Origin of the sequence: Delftia sp. JD2 (assembly GCF_001682645.1) — a bacterium.
GTDB lineage: Bacteria > Pseudomonadota > Gammaproteobacteria > Burkholderiales > Burkholderiaceae_C > Comamonas > Comamonas acidovorans.
In genome coordinates, this window is sequence record NZ_LFJT01000067.1 from 16,138 (window position 1) to 34,696 (window position 18,559).

General features: G+C 69.5%; 14 protein-coding genes and 1 pseudogene. 10 read left to right on the forward strand and 5 right to left on the reverse strand.

Going from position 1 to position 18,559, the window contains the following annotated elements; all coding sequences use genetic code 11:
- Positions 1 to 30: 30 nt before the first annotated feature.
- Together ACM14_RS25605 and ACM14_RS25610 are read right to left on the reverse strand one after the other, a co-directional pair.
- Positions 31 to 1,365: a serine hydrolase gene (locus ACM14_RS25605; RefSeq protein WP_065347719.1), complete on the reverse strand. Its 1,335-nt coding sequence runs from the start codon at positions 1,363 to 1,365 to the stop codon at positions 31 to 33.
- Between the two features lie 111 nt (positions 1,366 to 1,476).
- Positions 1,477 to 2,349 carry a methylglyoxal synthase gene (locus ACM14_RS25610; protein ID WP_012206945.1) on the reverse strand — a complete coding sequence of 291 codons (873 nt, stop codon included), beginning with the start codon at positions 2,347 to 2,349 and terminating at the stop codon, positions 1,477 to 1,479.
- A 149-nt stretch (positions 2,350 to 2,498) separates the two neighbouring features.
- Here ACM14_RS25610 and ACM14_RS25615 point away from each other — a divergent pair, with 149 nt between their 5' ends.
- Positions 2,499 to 3,401, forward strand: a complete 903-nt coding sequence (locus ACM14_RS25615; protein WP_065347720.1) for an alpha/beta hydrolase — start codon at positions 2,499 to 2,501, stop codon at positions 3,399 to 3,401.
- A 27-nt stretch (positions 3,402 to 3,428) separates the two neighbouring features.
- Here ACM14_RS25615 and ACM14_RS25620 read toward each other — a convergent pair whose 3' ends face one another.
- Positions 3,429 to 4,868 (reverse strand): alpha/beta hydrolase, encoded by a 1,440-nt coding sequence (locus ACM14_RS25620; RefSeq protein ID WP_043819206.1) that lies wholly within the window; start codon positions 4,866 to 4,868, stop codon positions 3,429 to 3,431.
- A gap of 311 nt (positions 4,869 to 5,179) precedes the next feature.
- On the opposite strand from ACM14_RS25620, the gene ACM14_RS25625 reads away from it, so the two are divergent.
- On the forward strand, positions 5,180 to 6,850 hold the full coding sequence (locus ACM14_RS25625) for an ankyrin repeat domain-containing protein (RefSeq protein WP_065347721.1): 1,671 nt from the start codon (positions 5,180 to 5,182) through the stop codon (positions 6,848 to 6,850).
- A gap of 6 nt (positions 6,851 to 6,856) precedes the next feature.
- On the opposite strand, the gene ACM14_RS25630 is transcribed toward ACM14_RS25625, so the two are convergent.
- Complete coding sequence (locus ACM14_RS25630) at positions 6,857 to 8,107, reverse strand: YeeE/YedE family protein (RefSeq protein ID WP_065347722.1); 1,251 nt, start codon at positions 8,105 to 8,107, stop codon at positions 6,857 to 6,859.
- 174 nt (positions 8,108 to 8,281) lie between these two features.
- Positions 8,282 to 9,247, reverse strand: coding sequence for a sulfurtransferase (locus ACM14_RS25635; protein WP_065347723.1), 966 nt, complete (start codon positions 9,245 to 9,247; stop codon positions 8,282 to 8,284).
- Positions 9,248 to 9,451: 204 nt separating this feature from the next.
- On the opposite strand from ACM14_RS25635, the gene ACM14_RS25640 reads away from it, so the two are divergent.
- The 8 genes and pseudogenes from ACM14_RS25640 to ACM14_RS25675 form a co-directional block, all read left to right on the forward strand.
- On the forward strand, positions 9,452 to 10,648 hold the full coding sequence (locus ACM14_RS25640; protein ID WP_065347724.1) for a multidrug effflux MFS transporter: 1,197 nt from the start codon (positions 9,452 to 9,454) through the stop codon (positions 10,646 to 10,648).
- Between the two features lie 29 nt (positions 10,649 to 10,677).
- Positions 10,678 to 11,667, forward strand: a complete 990-nt coding sequence (gene miaA, locus ACM14_RS25645) for a tRNA (adenosine(37)-N6)-dimethylallyltransferase MiaA (protein WP_065347725.1) — start codon at positions 10,678 to 10,680, stop codon at positions 11,665 to 11,667.
- A 16-nt stretch (positions 11,668 to 11,683) separates the two neighbouring features.
- Positions 11,684 to 12,400 carry an ABC transporter ATP-binding protein gene (locus tag ACM14_RS25650; protein WP_013801071.1) on the forward strand — a complete coding sequence of 239 codons (717 nt, stop codon included), beginning with the start codon at positions 11,684 to 11,686 and terminating at the stop codon, positions 12,398 to 12,400.
- Between the two features lie 19 nt (positions 12,401 to 12,419).
- Complete coding sequence (locus tag ACM14_RS25655) at positions 12,420 to 14,987, forward strand: FtsX-like permease family protein (protein ID WP_065347726.1); 2,568 nt, start codon at positions 12,420 to 12,422, stop codon at positions 14,985 to 14,987.
- A 195-nt stretch (positions 14,988 to 15,182) separates the two neighbouring features.
- A complete protein-coding gene (locus ACM14_RS25660; RefSeq protein WP_065347727.1) occupies positions 15,183 to 15,881 on the forward strand; it encodes an IPTL-CTERM sorting domain-containing protein in 699 nt (232 codons plus the stop codon).
- Between the two features lie 9 nt (positions 15,882 to 15,890).
- Positions 15,891 to 16,982, forward strand: a complete 1,092-nt coding sequence (locus ACM14_RS32665) for a collagen-like protein (RefSeq protein ID WP_217491970.1) — start codon at positions 15,891 to 15,893, stop codon at positions 16,980 to 16,982.
- A gap of 248 nt (positions 16,983 to 17,230) precedes the next feature.
- Complete coding sequence (locus tag ACM14_RS25670; RefSeq protein WP_065347729.1) at positions 17,231 to 18,340, forward strand: glycosyltransferase; 1,110 nt, start codon at positions 17,231 to 17,233, stop codon at positions 18,338 to 18,340.
- Positions 18,341 to 18,366: 26 nt separating this feature from the next.
- Positions 18,367 to 18,559, forward strand: a pseudogene (locus tag ACM14_RS25675) (PLP-dependent cysteine synthase family protein); the annotation flags it as partial.

Consider the following 18,559-nt stretch of genomic DNA (forward strand, 5'->3'; position numbering starts at 1 on the left):
GCCTTTTTTGCTGCCTGCTACCTGTTCCTGCTACCTGTCGCGCACCGCATCGGCCAGCGCCGCCCAGGCTTTGAGCGTCAGCGCATGCGTGAAGGCCGCGCCCGCCACCGGGTGCGATGACAGCTTGACCACCACCATCTGCGCGGCCGGGTTCACGTGGATGAACTGGCCGTGTATGCCGGCGGCCTCGTAGGCGCCGTCGGCGTTGTGCAGCACCCACCACTGGTTGCGGTAGCTGTAGCCGGGCCGCGCGGCCTGGATGCTGCGGAACTTGAACTGCTCGCGGTCGCCGCCGCGCGCAATGTCGTCCAGCACCGCCTTGTCGAAGATCTTCTGGCCGTTGAAGCTGCCGCCCAGGCGCAGCATCTCGCCCACGCGCGCCAGGTCACGCGCCGTGGCGTTCAGGCCCGCGCCCTGCAGCGGCGTGCCGGTGCTGTCCACCATCACATAGGCGTCTTCCTGCATGCCCAGCTTCTGCCAGATGTTCTCGCTCATGAGATCGCTCCAGCGCCGCTGGGTGACGCGCGAGACGATCCAGCCCAGCACCTCGGAATGCACGGTGCGGTAGACAAAGCCCTCGCCATGCGTGCCTTCCTTGGGCAGCGTCTTGAGGAAGTCATAGACATTGGTCGGCCCCGCGTAGCCGGGCGGACGCGGCAGCATGCCCGAGGCCCAGGAGTAGCCGAAGATCTCGGTCTTGGGGTCGGTGTAGTCCTCGCGAAAGCGCACGGCGCCCGTCATGTCCATGACCTGGCGCACCGTCATGTCGCCCCAGGCAGAGCCTTCCAGCTCGGGCACGTATTTCGTGACCAGGGCCTGGGGGTCGATGCGCCCGTCGTGGGCCAGTTGCGCGGCCATCAGGCCGGTGAACGATTTGGTGACCGAGAACAGCAGGTGCGGCGAGCTGGCCTGCATCTGGTTCTGGTAGCGCTCGAAGACCACCCGCCCCTTGTGCAGCACCACGATGGCGTCGGTATAGGTGCGGTCCAGCCATTGGTCCACGGTGACGGGCTGGCCCTTGTCGTCGTCAAAGCGCAGGCCGCCCAGGGCCATGGGCGCTTCGGGCAGGGCCGAGGGCGCCGCCGCGCCGCGCCGGATGTTCTGCGTGGGCTGGATTTCGCGCAGGTGCTGCACCACCCAGCGCAGTTGCGGATAGCGGTAGCCGTTGGACACGTCCACTCGCTTGTCGGCGGCCGGAGGAAAGCCCTGCATCAGCCCCAGCTGCTCCAGGCGCACGCTGTCGGGCGGCGGCAGCGCGGGCGCTGCGGGGGCCTGTGCCTGGGCCGCCACCCAGCCGGGCTGTAGCGCCAGCAGGGCCAGCAGGGCCATGGCATGCCGGGAACGCCGAAAGAGCTGACTGACCATCGCTGTCTCCTTGATTTTTTGGAAACAGCCAGTCTTGCAGAAAGCCCTCGGCCGGTCACGGGTGTTCGCCCACCCGCAGGCCGGCGGGCTGTCGTCTGCGTGACGAAGGTTTCAGCGGCGCATCAAGGCCGCATCGCACCAGCGCTGCGCCACGGCCGGAGAAGTGGTGCAGACCGTGTCGTGCGTCACCGTGGTCACGGCGCGCTCCAGCAGCTGGATGTCGGCCTCGTGCTGGCGCGCCACATGCGGGTCCTCGAAGAAGATCACGCGCTGGCAGCGGCGGTCCAGCACCAGGTCGGCAATCTGCGCATCGCCGCCCAGCGGGCCGCTGTTGTAGCGGTCCACCCAGGGCCGGTCCTCGGGCCAGCCACGGCTCCAGGCCATTTCGTTGAGCCTCTGGCCCGTGGTGCCCGTGCCCACGCGCCGGCCAAAGCGCGACAGCAGCTCGAAGTTGCGCGCCGCGAAATCCAGCATCGTGGGCTTGAGCGCATCGTGGGCAATCAGCGCCAGCGTCTGCTGCGCATAGTCATGGAAGCGCTGCGCGCCCGCATCCCTGGGAAGGCCGGCATGGATGCGCTCCATCTCGATCCAGTCCCGCGCCGAGGCCACGGTGGACAGGAAGGGCTTGCCATGGATCACGCATTGGCGCTTGAGCGCCACGGCCTCGGGGAAGATGGAGGACGGATCGACCGGGTCGGTCAGATAAATGGCGCCGTCAATCGTGCGCTCGTCGCCTTCCACGCCCACCACCTCGGCCACCAGCTTCATCAGCCCGCCTTCGCGGCCATAGGGATAGCGGCGCAGGCCCCGGTAGGACGCCAGCATGCCGGCGGCCTGGATGGCGTCGAAGGTACGGCCCACGGCATGCAGGCCCAGCTGCAGCTCGCGGATGCCGGACTCGCAGGCGCGCAGCCAGCCGAACAGTGCGGCATCCTCGGTTTGGTGGTGGATTCGGTTGGCGGCCAGGCCCAGGCGTATCGGCATACAGGTTCACTCATCAACAGTGGGGAGAGGTCCGCATCGCCTTGTCGGCCCGCGAACCAGCGGCAAGAATAGCGCCAATCCATGACAGCGCCGGCCCGCAGGGCAGCGGCGCTGAACTTTTGGCCGGCCCGTGCATCCATTGTTGCGTCATGCCCTCAATGCTTCCCTTTCTGTGGCCCCGAAGGCGCCTGCACCGGATCACGGCGGCGCTGGGCGTGGCCGCGCTGCTGGCGGCCAGCGGCTGCTCCGTGCTGGACACCAAGCAGCGCGAATGGATCTTCCAGCCCAGCGACCGCAGCTGGCCCGGCGCCAACACGGCCGGCATGGAAGATGTCTGGATCGACATGCCAGCGCAGGACGGCGCCCGCCTGCATGCGCTGTGGCTGCCCCAGCCGGCCACGGCCGGCAACGCCCCCGTGCTGCTGTACCTGCATGGCGCGCGCTGGAACGTTGCCGGCTCCTCGCCGCGCATCCGGCGGCTGCACGAACTGGGCTTTTCGGTGCTGGCCATCGACTACCGGGGCTTTGGCAAGAGCAGCGCCGGCCTGCCGTCCGAGGAATCGGCCGCCGAGGACGCACGCGCAGGCTGGGACTGGCTGGGCCGGCACGCTCCGGACCGGCCGCGCTTCATCTTCGGCCATTCACTGGGCGGCGCCATCGCCATCGACCTGGCGCGCAGCGTCCAGGACGAGGCCGGCGTCATGGTCGAGGCCACCTTCACCAGCATTCCCGACGTGGTTCGCAGCTTCCGCTGGGGCTGGTTGCCCGTGGGGCCGCTGATCACGCAGCGCTTTGCCTCCATCGACAAGGTGGCCGGCATAGGCTCGCCGCTGCTGGTCGTGCACGGCAGCGCCGATCCGCTGATCCCCGCCACGCTGGGCCGCCAGCTGTTCGAGGCGGCCAGCGAGCCCAAGCGCTTTGTGCTCATCGAAGGCGGCAACCACCACAACACCCAGTCGCGCGCCATGGAGCAATACCGGCAGGCGCTGGACGAGCTGTTCGGGCTGCGCCTGCTCGCACAGGCGCCCACAGCGCCAGCAAGCCCGCGCTGAGCGGCGCAGCCTGCGCCGCCTTCCACACTACGGGCAGCTTGCCGCGTTCTGCGAGATCACGGCGCGCAACTGCCGCGTGGTGGTGCTGTCATCCGGGCCCAGCGTGTTGCGCGTGTAGCGGCAGCCATAGGTGGGCGCGGCCACCGTGGCGGCCGTCTGCACATCGTCACCGCCCGGCTTGGCGCCGCCCTGCTCCCACTGCACCATGGCATCGAAGGCTTCCACCTGTTCGGCCACGGTGAAGTCGCAGTGCGATGCGCCGCGGATGGCGCGCTGCACCAGCCACTGGCTCCGGCCCTTGTCGGCCACGCGGCGCTGGTAGATCTGCTCCATGCTGAAGGGCACATACAGATCGCCCAGCGTATGCAGGGTCACCACGGGAATGTTGATATCGCCGGAAGTCACGGGAATCCAGCGCAGGCCGTCGCGGCGCGGCCGGTTGGCATCGGGCGCGGCCGTGCGCTTTTGCGCAGCGGCATTGAGCGCGGCCGAGGCCGCGGCATCCCCGTCGATGCGGTAGGTGAAGCGGTTGGTATCGGTCACGTTGCGGTTCAGGATGCCGTTGACCGAGCCGTCGCTGCCGAACACGCCCCAGACCGGCGCGAACGAGCCGCCCACGGCCACGCCCAGATCGAACAGCGGGCGCGGGCCACCCGTGAGGTTCTGGATGACCGACAGATAGGCGCGCCCCGTCGCGGTGGGAGCCGACGGAAAGGTGGTGAACAGGGCCGAGGTCACCTGGCCCTGGATGGCGGCCCACTCGGTGACGGGGCGCTGGGCCACGCCGGCCATGGCCTGCGCGGTGACCTGGGCCGCGGCGAAGTAGTCGAACAGTTCGGTATCTCCCGTCACGCCGCACATGGGCACGGCACCCTGGTAGCGCACCTTGTTCCTCGCGGTGGCCTGGGCCTCGGCCTCGATGGCCGCCGCCGTGACATGGCCGCCCATGGAATGGCCGGTGATGTACAGGCGCTGCGGCTGCGCCAGCGGCCGGCCGTGGGATGCGGCCAGGCGGTTGAAGGCCAGCGCCAGCGCATTCGTGTCCTCCACGCCGGCGCGCACGTCGTAGTAGTTCTTGCTGTAGCTGGACGCCGCCCAGGCATAGCCGTTCTGGATCAGGTACCGGCGTATGGACGGATTGGTGACGTTGAGCGCACTGCCCTCGCCCGCATAGCCGTGGGCATACATCACCAGGCGGCCATTCCAGTTGGCCGGCACCTCGATGCGGTAGGCCGCGCCTTCCAGCACACCGGCCCAGCGGCTGGTGCTGGCGTTGTCGACCACATCACCCGAAGCGGCGGCCAGCGCGTCGAAGCTGGTGGCCGAAGGATTGGCCGGCGCAAAGCTGCGGCTGTCCTGTGCCCGCGTCTCCTCGGGCGCATCACCGTCCCCCCCGCCGCAGGCCGCAAGGCCCGTGGCCGCCAGCAGACCGAGATACTTCCAACGATTCCAACGCAGGGCTCGCATAAGACTGTCTCCTTGGGATGAAGGTGTTGAGGGAAACGCGCGCAAAAAATCAGGTTCAAGCGGGATTGCCGACGCAGCCTATGCCAGACAACTGGCCCGCCATGCGGGTAGGAACCCGCAAGCAGGGGCTGCCGGCTGTCACCCAGATGACTGTCGCCTTGCGCTAACATCCGCGCTTGCGGTGCAGGCCGCACCCGGACCTGCGGGAAGGGTTGAACCCACCTGTATGCGCCTTCCGGCGTTTTTCTCTTGCCACATGCCTTTGTGCGCCAAGCTGCAGGTCATTGGCCTTCGTGCACGGAGGTATCCCTGTGAAACGCATCCCCGCCCGGCCCGACATGGGCCACCTCAAGAAACAGGCCAAGCAACTGCTGGCCGCCTATCGCGCAGGCTCGGCCCAGGCCATGGAGTCCATGCGCTCCCACCTGCCAGCGGCCAAAGGCCTTGCCGATGAGGCGCTCGCCGCCAAGGACCTGCGGCTGCACGACGCCCAGTCCTGCGTGGCGCGCGAGCACGGTTTCGCTTCATGGAGCGAGCTGTCAGGCTACGTCGAGGCATGCCAGCGCCTGGCGGCGGACCCCGAGAAATCCCGGCTGCACTGGCTGGCCCTGGTCTATGCCGGCGATGTGGCGGGCGGCACGCACCGCGCGCAGCCCGCGCTGGCCCGGCGCCTGCTGGACGAGCGGCCGGAACTGGCGGGCAGTGATGGCAGTGATCCCTGGGTAGCCTGCGCCACCGGCAATCTGGCCGTGCTGCGCGAGGCCGGGCGCAACGACCCCGACTGGCTGCGCCGTGCAGGCGGGCCGTTGGGGCTGCCGCCGCTGATGGCCGTCACCCATTCCTGCCTGCTGCGCCTGCCCGAATTCACCGAGCACCTGCACGCATGCGCGCGCTGGCTGCTGGACGCGGGCGCCGACCCGCTGCAGACCATAGGCAACCGCTGGCCACCCGCCTCGCTGCAGGCCCCCTCCGATACCGAGCGGCTGTCGGCCCTCTATGGCGCAGCAGGCCAGAACCATGATGCGCAACTGACGCAGATGCTGCTGCAGGCCGGTGCCGACCCCAACGACGGCGAATCGCTCTACCACTCTCTGGAAGGCACGCCCGCCAGCCGCGAATGCACGCGGCTGCTGCTGCAAGCTGGCGCACGCGCGGACGGCAGCAATGCCCTGTTCCGCGTGCTGGACCTGGACGATGTGCAGGCCCTGCGCCTGCTGCTGGACCACGGCGCCGATCCGAACGAGGACAACGGCCAGGGCGAATGGGGCCGCCCGCTGCTGTGGGCCATCCGCCGGCGCCGCTCGCCCGCCCATGTGCAGGCGCTGCTGGATGCCGGCGCCGATCCGTCGGTGCGCACGCCGCAGGGCCTGAGTGCCGCGGCACTGGCGCGGCGCTTTGGCCTGGCCGACGTGGCCGACCTGCTGGAACAGGCGGCGGGCAGCGAGCCCACCACGCCGCAGGAGCAGCTCCTGGCCGCCTGCGCCGTGGGCGACGCAGCACAGGCCCGCCGTCTTGCCGCAGCCCACCCCGGGCTGCTCCAGGGCCTGGCGCCCGAACAACTGCGCATGCTGCCCGAACTGGCGGCCCTGGGCTGCATGGACGCCGTGCGCTGCATGGTGGAACTGGGCTGGCCCATCGCCGCGCGCGGCGGCGACTGGGATGCATCCGCACTGAACCAGGCCGTGTTCCGTGGCGATGCCGCCATGGCGCGCTTCCTGCTGGAGCACGGCGCACAGTGGTCCGAACGCCACGCCTATGGCGACAACTGCGCAGGCACCCTGTGCTGGGCATCGCTGAACCGGCCCGAATCCACGGAACCCGGCGGCGGCGACTGGCTGGGCTGCGCCCAGGCCCTCATCGACCACGGCATGCCCCTGGCCAGGCCCGACCCCGAGGCGCCCGGCTGCGTGCTCATCGACGGAAGCCGGCAGCGGTATCCGGAGGAGATCGCGGATCTGCTGCTGGGGGTGGCTGCCGGCTGAAGGCCCTCAGTCCCGGCTGGCCTGCCAGCGCCGCAGCACGAAACCCGCCCACAGCGCCGTGAACACGGCCGCGCCAAAGACCCAGCCCGACAGCGCGCCCGCCATGCTGCCCGACAGCAGCGTGCCGATGGTGCAGCCCAGCCCCGTCATGGCGCCCCAGCCCAGCAAGGCGCCACCGGCCAGGCCGCGTGCCGCATCGCGCCAGGTGGGGCGGCGCGGCGTCCACTGGCGGCTGGCCACGGCAGCGCCCCAGGCGCCGGCCACCGGGCCCAGCAGCAGCACGGCATGGGGCGTGAGCAGGCTGTTGAGTACGGCCGTGGCGCAGCCACCCAGGGTGTCGAGGCCGTGCAGGCGCTCGGGCACCCAGCCGCCCGCCTGGGCCCAGCCGCGCACGGTGCTGCCCAGCGTGGTGGTCACGCCCAGCGGCCGCATGCGCACGATGGCGGCAGCCGCGATCAGGCCCACGGCCAGGCCGCCCAGCGCGGCGTTCCAGCGGCCTTGCCACAGTGACAGCCACAGCTGGCGCAGGCCCGGTGGTTGCGCCGGTTCTGCCGCAGGCCGTGGCTGTGCGCGGCCCGAGCGCCCATGAATGCGCCAGACCCAGGCCGCCAGCAGGCCCAGCACGGCCAGTTGCAGCGCCAGCGCGCCGCCATAGCCCAGATGGGCCGGCAGCCAGATGACGGGCGCATCGGCAATGGCCAGGCTGTACAGCGGGTTCCAGCTGCGAAACCCCAGCACGAAGCCCAGGCCCGTGCCGACCAGGGCAAACGGCGCCACGGGCGATCCCTCGCCCAGCCGGTACCAGTGGGCGCTGATGCACGAGCCCGAGACCGACATGCCCGCGCCAAAGGCCAGGCCCGCAAGGACCAGCACCCAGCTCACGGGACCTATGTGCATATCGGGCGGCAACTGGCCCGGCTGGGGCACGGCCACCCAGCTGCCCAGCACCACGGTCATGCCCGCCGATCCCACGGCCAGCGCCAGCAGGATGGAGAGCACGCCGCGCGGGTCGCCGAACTCGAACCAGTCGCGCGCATGGCAGTAAAAGCAAAAGCGCGAGCGCTGCAGCACCAGCCCCAGCAGCAGGCCCAGCGCCAGCGCAAAGACCAGGGTGCGCCCGCCGCCTTGCAGCTGCAGCTGCGCCGCCACAGGCCAGGCTGCGGCCAGCACGGCGGCCAAGGGCAGCCATCTGGTCCAGTCCCTTGCCCTGTGCCCGCCATTCACGTTCTGCGTGTGCTCACCGGTCACGCTTGTCATTCCTGCCCCCTTTGTTGCCATCCATGCATAAAAAAAGGGGCCCGCAGTCTGCGGGCCCCAAAGGAGCCGAGCTTTTGCCAAAGCCACTCGTCACCATCCCTGATCCGTCGAACCAAGAGCACCGACACCCCTCGCCCGGCCCCCGCCTTCAAGACAGGTTGATCGACTGCAGGATCATTTCGCGGCCCAGATCGTGCCGGCCGGGTTGTTGATCGGCACACCCACGGAGTTGCCGTATTCGGTCCACGAGCCGTCGTAGTTGCGCACCTGGTAGCCCAGGATCTTGGACAGCGCAAACCAGGTGTGGCTGGAGCGCTCGCCGATGCGGCAGTAGGTGATGACGGGCTTGCTGCCGTCGATGCCCACGCCCGCATAGAGCTTCTTGAGTTCTTCGGCGGACTTGAAGCTGCCGTCCTCGCGCACGGCCTGCCCCCAGGGCACGTTGACGGCGCCGGGGATGTGGCCGGCGCGGATGGCCAGCTCCGGCACGCCGGCCGGGGCGAAGACCTTGCCCTGGTATTCGTCGGCCGAGCGGATGTCGACGAGCCTGGCGTCGCTGCGTCCCTCGGCCGAGGCCAGCGCATCGGTCAGGCGCGCGCGCAGCGCGGTGTTGACCTTGCCCACACGGTAGGTGGTGGCCGCATATTCGGGGGCGCGGTTGTTGAGGGGGCGATTCTCGGCCTCCCACTTCTTGCGGCCGCCGTCCAGCAGCTTGACGTTCTGCACGCCATAGATGTCGAAGACCCAGGCCCCCCAGGCTGCGAACCAGTTGTTGGTATCGCCGTACAGCACGACCGTGGTGCCGTCCTTCACGCCGGCCTGGGACAGCAGCTTCTCGAACTGCTCCTTGCCCACGATGTCGCGGCGCACCTTGTCATTGAGGTCGTTGTGCCAAGAGAAGTTGACGGCGCCCGGCACATGGGAGCGTTCGTACAGGCCGGGGTTGACGCTGACCTCGACGATGCGCACATCGGCGCGGTTGAGGTTGGCCGCCAGCCATTCGGTGCTGACCAGCGGGCCTTCGGGCACAGGCGCATTGGCATGGGCCGCACCACCGACCAGGGCCACGCCCCACAGCAGGGTGCACGCCCCCTGGCGCAGCGCGGCGGGAAGGGAGGAGAAAGCGGTCAGCGTTGCCATTGCGGTCCTTTGTTCACAGTTGCGTTGATCGGGTTGATTCCTCTGCAATGCAATGTAGGCAGGGCCCGGCCGGTTCCCAACTGCGCAATCCGCAGATGGATATGCACCGCCGGAACATGGACAGCGACACCCCTTGTTCTCTGCTACCCTCGGTCGCCTATGTCAGCGCCCCTGTCTCCCGCCGCCGCGCAAGCGCAGCCGGCCATGTCCCCCGTCCTGGTCGTCGTCCTGCTCGGCCTGCTGCTGGGACTGCAGCCGCTGGCCACCGACCTGTACCTGCCGGCCCTGCCGTCGATACAGGCGGCCTTCTCCACCCAGGTGTCCCAGGTGCAGCTCACGCTGACGGCGTTCCTGCTGGCCTTCGGCTGCTCGCAACTGGCCTGGGGGCCGCTGTCCGACCGCTTCGGGCGCCGGCCCATCCTGCTGGCGGGCATGTCCATCTACGTGCTGGCCGCGCTGGGCAGCGCCAGTGCAGAGACCATGGAGTCGCTGATCGCCTGGCGCGCGCTGCAGGGGGCATCGCTGGGCGCCGGCGTGATGTGTGCGCGCGCCATGGTGCGCGACCTGTTCGCGCCGCACCTGGGCGCCCAGGTCATGTCCAAGGCGCTGACCGGGCTGGGCGTGATCGCCTTCCTGAGCCCCGTCAGCGGCAGCCTGCTGGTGGATTCGCTGGGCTGGCGCTCGACCATGCTGGCCCAGGCGGTGATGGGTGCGCTGGCCCTGCTGCTGGTGGCCCTGCGCTTCACGGAGACACTGGCCCGCACCAATCCCACGGCGCTGCAGCCGCTGGCCCTGGCGCGCAACTGGATCACCATCGTGCGCCACCCGGGATTCCAGTCCTACCAGTTGCTGACCTGCTGCACCTATGCGGCCCTGTTCACCAACCTGGCCGCATCTTCCTTCACCTATATCCATGTGCTGGGCGTGAGCCGCACGGGCTACGGCCTGCTGATGGGCAGCAATGCGCTGTGCTACATCGCGGGCACCTTCCTGTGCCGCTGGCTGCTGCAGCGCATGGATGTGCGGCGCGCCGTGCAGATTGCCGGGCTGGCAAGCCTGCTGTCGGCCACGGCCATCGGCATTGCGGCGCTGGCCGATGCGCGCAGCCTCTGGGCCTATGCCCTGCCCTTCTATATCTTCCAGATCGCCCATGGCGTGCACATGCCCTGCGGCCAGAGCAATGCCATCGCGCCCTTCCCGCAGTCGGCGGGCACGGCCTCGGCGCTGAACGGCTTCACCATGATGCTCATCGCCTTTGCCATGGGACACTGGCTGGGCCTGCACCTGGACGGCCAGTCCACCCGGCCCATGGCCTTCGGCATCTGGTTCTGGGGCGTGTGCACGGCCATGGTCGCCTGGGGGCTGGTGCGCCGCCATGGCCGGGTCGATGGCCACCGCTGATTCCACTTTCCTGCGTTCCCGTTTCTCGAATGTCCACCGCTTCCCCGCTCCCATGCCTGGCCATCGCCGGCCCCACCGCTTCCGGCAAGACCGCTGCCGCCCTGGCCCTGGCCAGGCTGCTGGCCGAACGCGGCCAGGCCGCAGAAATCATCAGCGTGGACTCGGCCCTGGTCTATCGCGGCATGGACATCGGCACGGCCAAGCCCACGCCCGAGGAACTGGCTGCCTGCCCCCATCACCTGATCGATATCCGCGACCCGCTGCAGGCCTACAGCGCGGCCGAGTTCGTGCAGGACACGCAGCGCCTGGTGGCCGAGATCCGCGCGCGCGGCGCCCTGCCGCTGCTGGTGGGCGGCACCATGCTGTATTTCAAGGCCCTGCAGGATGGCATTGACGACATGCCGGCCGCCGACCCCGCCGTGCGCGAGCGGCTGGACGCCCAGGCCGCGCAGATCGGCTGGCCCGCCATGCATGCGCTGCTGGCCCAGGTCGATCCCGCCACGGCCGCACGCCTGGCGCCGGCCGACAGCCAGCGCATACAGCGCGCGCTGGAGGTTTGGCATGTGTCGGGCAAACCGCTGTCCAGCTTTCATACGCGCAGTGGCAAGAATGCCGAACAGGGCCTGATCAGCCCCGGCGGCTTCTTCTCGCTGGAGCCGCAGGACCGCGCCTGGCTGCATGCGCGCATCGCCCAGCGCTTCGACACCATGCTGGACGCAGGCTTCATCGACGAGGTGCTGCAGCTGCGCGCGCGCGGCGACCTGCACCTGGACCTGCCCTCCATCCGCTGCGTGGGCTACCGCCAGGCCTGGGAATCGCTGGACGGCCTGTACTCCATGAACTCGCTGCGCGAACGCGGCATTGCCGCCACGCGCCAGCTGGCCAAGCGCCAGATCACCTGGCTGCGCAGCATGCCCGCCCGCCATGCCATTGCCTGCGATGCGCCCGATGCCCAGCAGCAACTGCTGCAGGCAGCGATGGCCGTGGTGGCTGCAGCAAACCAGGCCCGCAACGGCTGAACAGGAAACCGCCTTCATGACTGCCGCGCCCCGGGACAACACGCCACTGACTCAGCCGCCGCTGCTTCAGGTCCAGGGCCTGGCGCGGCGCTACCGCAACGACGGCGGCACGGAAACCGCCGTCTTCGAGAACGTGGACTGCAGCGTGGCGCGCGGCGAGTTCGTGGCCATCGTGGGTGACTCGGGCGTGGGCAAGTCCACCTTTCTCAACTGCCTGGCCGGGCTCGATGAGTGGCAGCAGGGCCGCGTGCTGCACGAAGGCCAGGACCTGTCGGCCCTGGATGAAACCGGCCGCGCGCTGTGGCGGCGCAGCCATGTCGGCTTCGTGTTCCAGGCCTTCCATGTGTTGCCCCATCTGGATGTCTGGCACAACGTGGCCCTGCCGCTGATGCTGCTGCAGCGGCTGGATGCGGCGGGCCGCCAGCGCGTGCAGCAACTGCTGCAGGCCGTCGGGCTGCAGGGGCTGGAGCAGCGCCTGCCCTGGCAGCTCAGCGGCGGCCAGCTGCAGCGCGTGGCCATTGCACGCGCCCTGGTCCACGGACCGGCCCTGCTGCTGGCCGACGAGCCCACCGGCAACCTGGACCCCGGCACGGCCGCACAGGTCATGGAACTGCTGCTGCAGCAGACCCGGGAACACCAGGCCGCCCTGGTGCTGGTCACGCACTCCATCGAGGCCGCGCGCCGTGCCGACCGCGTGCTGCGCCTGACCGCACAGGGCATGCAGCCCGCCTAGCGCCAGAGACCATCCGCCCATGTTCGCCCTGCTTCGCACCTTTTCCTGGCAGGAGCTGCGCCAGCATCCCTGGCGCACGGCCACCGCCCTGGTGGCCATCATGCTGGGCGTGGCCCTGGGCTTTGCCGTGCATGTGATCAACCAGTCCGCGCTCGATGAGTTCTCGCGCGCCGTGCGCACGGTCAGCGGCCAGCCGGACCTGGAGCTGCGTGCCATGCAGGGTGGCCTGCCCGAATCGCTGTATGGCCGTGTTGCGCAGCAGCCCCAGGTCAGCCTGGCCGCACCCTGGATCGAAGCCACGGCCCTGGCCGGCACCGCCACGCCGGTGCAGTTGCGCGTGCTGGGCGGCGATGCGCTGCGGCTGGCGCCCGTGGCGCCTGCGCTCATGCCCCGGCTGTTCGATGGCGGCGGGCGGCTGGACCTGTTCGCGCCCGATGCGGTCTTCCTCAATGCAACGGCACTCGAAGCCCTGGGCCTGACGCCGGAGCAGGCGCGGCACACGCCCCTGCCATGGCAACTGGGCGGGCGCGCGCAGACCCTGCGCATCGCGGGCACGGTGGCCGCATCCGGCCCGCCGCTGGCCGTGATGGACATAGGTGCGCTGCAGGACAGCCTGCAGCGCTGGGGCCAGGTGGACCGCATCGATGTGCTGCTGGCCGAAGGCGCCACGCGCGAGTCCCTGCTGGCCGAGCTGCGCCGCCTGCCCGACTGGCCCGCCCAGGCCCTGGCCAGCCGCCCCGGCGACGACCAGCAGCGAATTGCCGAGATGTCGCGCGCCTACCGCGTCAACCTCACGGTGCTGGCCCTGGTGGCGCTGTTCACGGGGGCGTTCCTGGTGTTCTCGGTGCTGGCGCTCAGCGTGGCCCAGCGCGCGCCGCAGTTCGCCCTGCTGGCCGTGCTGGGACTGACGCCTCGCCAGCGCCTGGGCCTGGTGCTGCTGGAATCGCTGCTGCTGGGTATTGTGGGCAGCGCGGCCGGCATTGCACTGGGCGCGGGCCTGGCCTGGCTGGCCCTGCACCTGCTGGGCGGTGACCTGGGCGGCGGCTACTTTGCCGGCGTGCAGCCCGCGCTGCAGTGGAGCGCCGGCGCCGCGCTGACCTTTGGCCTGCTCGGCGTGGCCGCCACCGTGGCTGGCGGCTGGTGGCCGGCGCGCCAGGCGATGGAGTTGCCGCCTGCGGCCACGCTCAAGGGCCAGGGCGCGGGCTCGGAACGCGCGGCGCGCGGCCTGCCGGCCCTGCTGCTGATGGCAGCCAGCGTGGCCCTGGCCTTTGTGCCGCCCGTGGCCGGCATTCCCCTGGCCGCCTATGCCGCCGTGGCCCTGCTGCTGCTGGGCGGCATGGCCGCCCTGCCCTGGCTGTTGGGCCAGCTGCTGCGCCTGGTGCCGCAATCGCTGCTGCGCCAGCCGCTGGCCCTGCTGCCCGTGGAGCGCGCACGGCGCATGCGCCGCAGCACCACGGTGGCCGTGGGCGGCGTGGTGGCCAGCCTGAGCCTGGCCGTGGCGCTGACCGTGATGGTGGCCAGCTTCAGGGACAGCATGATCGCCTGGCTGGATGCCGTGCTGCCCGCCCCGCTGTACCTGCGCACCGCCGGCAGCGCAGGCCGTGCCGATGCCGCGCCCCTGCCCGCCGATCTGGCCGCGCGCATTGCCGCCCTGCCTGGCGTGCAGCGCGCCCAGCCCATGCGCAGCACCAGCCTGTGGCTCAGCCCGGATCGCCCCGCCGTCAGCCTGCTGCTGCGTCCGCTGCATGGCCCCCAGGGCCAGCAGTTGCCGTGGATACAAGGCCCCGTGCAAGCGCCCGCTGGCAGCACGCCCGTCTATGTCAGTGAAGCCGTGGCCCAACTCTATGGCGTGCGGCCGGGCCAGGAGTGGCCTCTGCTGGCCCAGGCCCTGCCGTCCGAAGATTCCCGCGTGTTTGTGGCCGGCATCTGGCGCGACTATGTGCGCCAGTTCGGCGCCATCGCCATGGACTGGGACGACTACCAACGGCTTGCCGACGGCAGCGCCACCACGGCAGGCCCCACTGAAATCGCCATCTGGCCGGATGGCGACGACACGGCCACGGCGCAGCAGCTTCAGGCGCGCACCCAGTCCCTGCTGACCGGGCCGGGCGCCGCGCAGGCCCTGGAGTTCGCCAGCAGCGGCGCGCTGCGCGAGCGCTCCATGCGCATCTTCGACCGCAGCTTTGCCGTGACCTACTGGCTGCAGGCCGTGGCCATCGGCATCGGGCTGTTCGGCATCGCGGCCAGCTTCAGCGCCCAGGTGCTGGCGCGGCGCAAGGAATTCGGCCTGCTGGCCCACCTGGGGCTGACGCGGCGCGACATCCTGGCCGTGGTGGCCGGCGAGGGCATGGCCTGGACCACGGCGGGCGCCATCGCCGGCAGCCTGCTGGGCCTGGGCGTGGCCGTGATCCTGGTGCATGTGGTGAATCCGCAAAGCTTTCACTGGACCATGGAGCTGTCCCTGCCGTGGCCCCGCCTTTTGGCGCTGGCTGCCAGCGTGATCGCAGCAGGCACGCTGACGGCCTGGCTGGCCGGGCGTGCGGCTGCAGGGCGCGAGGCAGTGCTGGCGGTCAAGGAGGATTGGTAAACCCCATCCCTCCGCGCAAACCGATAGCTTGCTAAAAATGAAAACGCATAATCAATTGTTAATTTTTCTTACAAGAGAATCATTTTCTATCTGATCATTTGCCCGACTTCGGCAGGAGCGCTTCCCATCTACAGGAGCGCCCTGCCTCAACAAAACAGCAGGCGCACCACCGCCTGTACTCGGGAGATCGGACTCATGGCAGGTTTCGGAAAACGTTGGGCGGCGTCGCTGGCCCTGGGCGCGGCAATGTGCGGCTCGGCCTGGGGGCAGATTGTCTTTCCTCCAGGCTCCGGCATCGATCTGGCTGGCGGTTCGTTCAATTCGTTTTGCGTCCCCGTTTCGATGGGCGGGGAACTGGCCCTGGGCACGGGCACCTTCGATTCGGGGTCCTTTGCCTTTGACGCGGGCTCCACGGTGACCGGCACGGGCGGCCAGCTCAACATCGGCGGCGACCTGACGAGCGCGGCGGCACTGAATCTCGGCACCAGCAGCGTTGTGCTTTCAGACACCTGTGCACCCGGAACGACCCTGACACTCAGCGGCAATATCGTCGTGAAGGATCTGACACTGATCAGCACCGGCCCGACACCCCCGACCATCGTTCTTCCCGCAGGTACCAACCTCACCGTGCTGGGCACGCTCACGCTGGGCTCTCCCGGCAAGCCGGTGGTGCTGGCCTCGTCCGGTCCCGGCACTGCCGTGGTCACGCTGGGCCCCTTGGCCACAGTGTCCAACCCCAGCGGAAGCGGGATCCCTGGCAACGTGCAGATTGGCGCACCGGTGGTGGTGGCTCCAGCCAGCATTCCCACGCTCAGCACCTACGGGCTGATGCTGATGAGCCTGTTGCTGGGCGGCATGGCCCTGAATCGCCAGCGCCGCAACACACGGATCTGAGGAGCGGACATGCACCAGAACCGTCTCCCTGTCCCGGCCCTGCTGCTTGCGATGTTTGCGGGCGCAGGCCTGCACACCTCCGCAGCACTCGCGGCCGATGTCTCCATCACCCTGCCAGCCAATGGCGATTTCGTGATCAAGAACTCCGTGGGCGCCGAGCGCCTGCGTGTGCAGCGTACCGGCGAGGTACTGGTGCCGGCCTTGCCGGCCGATACGGCCACCAGCAACCAGTTGCTGTGTTTTGATGGCGTCTCTGGTCAGCTCACGCATTGCGCGGCGGGCGTGGGTGGAGGTGCCACGGGAGCGACAGGCGCCACGGGGGCCACAGGTTCGACAGGTGCCATCGGCCCTGCAGGCGCCACGGGAGTCACAGGCGCAGCCGGTCCCACCGGCCCCACTGGGGCCACCGGCATCACGGGTGCCACAGGCCCCACGGGTGCCGGAGTCACAGGGCCGACCGGTCCGCAGGGGGTTCAGGGCCTTATCGGAGTTACCGGCCCCACAGGGGCGGGGGTGGCGGGTCCCACGGGTCCCCAAGGCATCCAGGGCGTGCAAGGTGTCACGGGCGCCACAGGCAATACGGGCTCCACCGGAGCGACCGGCCCAGCAGGCGGGGGCGGTGTCACGCTGAGGGACAGCGGCGGCGCAGCACTGGGTACGGTGGTCGGCCTCGCTACCACCAACTACAGCACGATCAGCGTGCTCACCTCGACCTTCCATCTCGTCAAGTTCCGCCCCGAAGGCGGCTATCAGAACGACACCAATCTGCTCTTTGCCAGCACCGATTGCACGGGACAGCCGTACCTGGCGTCACTCAACTCGACGCAGCTGTATCCGCGCTTTGCCAGGACGCTGGTGTATGCGAAGAATGCCGGCAAATTCTATGTACTGGGTGGAGCAGACGCCAATGGCGTGGTGCAGGCCAAGACGCAGTTGAGCCTGGGCATCAACGGCACCATCCAATCGGCTGAAGATTATTCGACAGGCGCCTGCATAGCCTCATCTTCACCCCAGACCGTCTTCCCGCTCGTCGAGACACCGCTCACCAGCATGGGCCTGCCTGCCACTATCTCCTGGCCCTTGCAGTTCTCGTCGCCCTGAGCAACAGCCACTTCCTTCCAAGCTGGCACCAGCAACGCTGGTGCCAGCCTTCTGCGCGTATCCATCCAAGCATCTCCTGAACCATGGACCGCTGCACTTCGCTCATTCCTCCCCGTCCTTTCTGGACCCTGTGCATCAGCGCAGGCATCTTCCGCCTCGCAGGTTCCACGATGCCGGCCAGCCCAGCCGTGGGCCGTGGATTGGCGGGAGCCATCGGTTTACACCAGCCCACAGGCGGCTGATCAGACATGGCCGACTCCATCGCACCAGCACGGCCCGGCACGCGCCCACGCATCTGCCTGAACATGATCGTCAAGAACGAGGCCCCGGTGATCGCGCGTTGCCTGGCCTCGGTCAAGCCGTGGGTGGACCACTGGGTGATCGTGGACACGGGCTCCAGCGACGGCACGCAGGGCCTGGTGCGCCAGTGCATGGAGGGCGTGCCCGGCAGCCTGCATGAGCGGCCCTGGGTGGACTTTGCCCACAACCGCAACGAGGCGCTGGAGCTGGCGCGGCCGCACGGCGACTACCTGCTGTTCATCGATGCCGACGAGCAGCTGCGCGTGCCCGAAGGCTTTGCATGGCCGGCGCTGGAGGCGGACGGCTGCATGCTGTCCTGCCACATGGCGGGCACCGAATACCAGCGCAATGCGCTGATCTCCACGCGCGTGGACTGGCGCTGGGAAGGCGTGCTGCACGAGTACCTGACCGCGCCTGCGCACCAGCCCTGGCAGATGCTGGCCGGGCCGTTCATCGATGTCTCGCACGACGGCGCGCGGGCCCGGGACCCTCAGACCTACCTGCGCGACATCGCCGTGCTCGAGAAGGCCGTGCGCGAGCAGCCCGGCAACACGCGCAACGTGTTCTATCTGGCGCAAAGCCACCGCGACGCGGGCCAGATCGAGTCCAGCCTGCATTGGTACCGGCAGCGCGCCGCCATGGGCGGCTGGGCCGAGGAGCAGTGGTTTGCGCTGTTCCAGATCGGCGTGCTGCTGGAGCGCTCGGGCGCCGAGCCGGCCGCCGTGCGCGAGGCCTATCTCACCGCCTATGCCGCGCGACCGCAGCGGGCCGAGCCCCTGTGCGAGCTGGCGCGCTACCACCGCGAGCGGTCCGAGTTCGCCCTGGCCTGCCTCTATGCGCGCCAGGCCGCCGCGCTGCCGCGCCCGGCCGAGGACATCCTGTTCATCGACGCCCAGGTCTACGCCTGGCGCGCGCTGGACGAGCTGGCCGTCAGCGCCTTCTACACCCCGCTGCGCGACCTGGGCCGCGCCGCGCTGCAGCAGTTGCTGGCCGAACGCCGCTACCCCGCCAGCGAGCAGACACGCATCGAGGCCAACCGCCCGTTCTACGGCCTGTAGCCGCGTGGGCAGGGCAGCCTGCGACAATGGCCGCCATGCCGCACACCACCTCTTCCTGGCTGCATGAGGCCATCAACCGCATCGAGGCCGATTACCAGCGCAGTGCCGACACGCACCTGATCCCGCTGCCCCTGCCCGGCTTTGCCGGCCTGGGGATCGATCTCTACCTCAAGGACGAATCCACCCACCCCACGGGCAGCCTCAAGCACCGGCTGGCGC

Bases quoted from the DNA above. Each gene is read 5' to 3' on its own strand.
- ACM14_RS25605 (WP_065347719.1), bottom strand. From the start codon at position 1,365: ATGGTCAGTCAGCTCTTTCGGCGTTCCCGGCATGCCATGGCCCTGCTG.
- ACM14_RS25610 (WP_012206945.1), bottom strand. From the start codon at position 2,349: ATGCCGATACGCCTGGGCCTGGCCGCCAACCGAATCCACCACCAAACC.
- ACM14_RS25615 (WP_065347720.1), top strand. From the start codon at position 2,499: ATGCCCTCAATGCTTCCCTTTCTGTGGCCCCGAAGGCGCCTGCACCGG.
- ACM14_RS25620 (WP_043819206.1), bottom strand. From the start codon at position 4,868: ATGCGAGCCCTGCGTTGGAATCGTTGGAAGTATCTCGGTCTGCTGGCG.
- ACM14_RS25630 (WP_065347722.1), bottom strand. From the start codon at position 8,107: ATGACAAGCGTGACCGGTGAGCACACGCAGAACGTGAATGGCGGGCAC.
- ACM14_RS25635 (WP_065347723.1), bottom strand. From the start codon at position 9,247: ATGGCAACGCTGACCGCTTTCTCCTCCCTTCCCGCCGCGCTGCGCCAG.
- ACM14_RS25640 (WP_065347724.1), top strand. From the start codon at position 9,452: ATGTCCCCCGTCCTGGTCGTCGTCCTGCTCGGCCTGCTGCTGGGACTG.
- miaA (WP_065347725.1), top strand. From the start codon at position 10,678: ATGTCCACCGCTTCCCCGCTCCCATGCCTGGCCATCGCCGGCCCCACC.
- ACM14_RS25650 (WP_013801071.1), top strand. From the start codon at position 11,684: ATGACTGCCGCGCCCCGGGACAACACGCCACTGACTCAGCCGCCGCTG.
- ACM14_RS25655 (WP_065347726.1), top strand. From the start codon at position 12,420: ATGTTCGCCCTGCTTCGCACCTTTTCCTGGCAGGAGCTGCGCCAGCAT.
- ACM14_RS25660 (WP_065347727.1), top strand. From the start codon at position 15,183: ATGGCAGGTTTCGGAAAACGTTGGGCGGCGTCGCTGGCCCTGGGCGCG.
- ACM14_RS32665 (WP_217491970.1), top strand. From the start codon at position 15,891: ATGCACCAGAACCGTCTCCCTGTCCCGGCCCTGCTGCTTGCGATGTTT.
- ACM14_RS25670 (WP_065347729.1), top strand. From the start codon at position 17,231: ATGGCCGACTCCATCGCACCAGCACGGCCCGGCACGCGCCCACGCATC.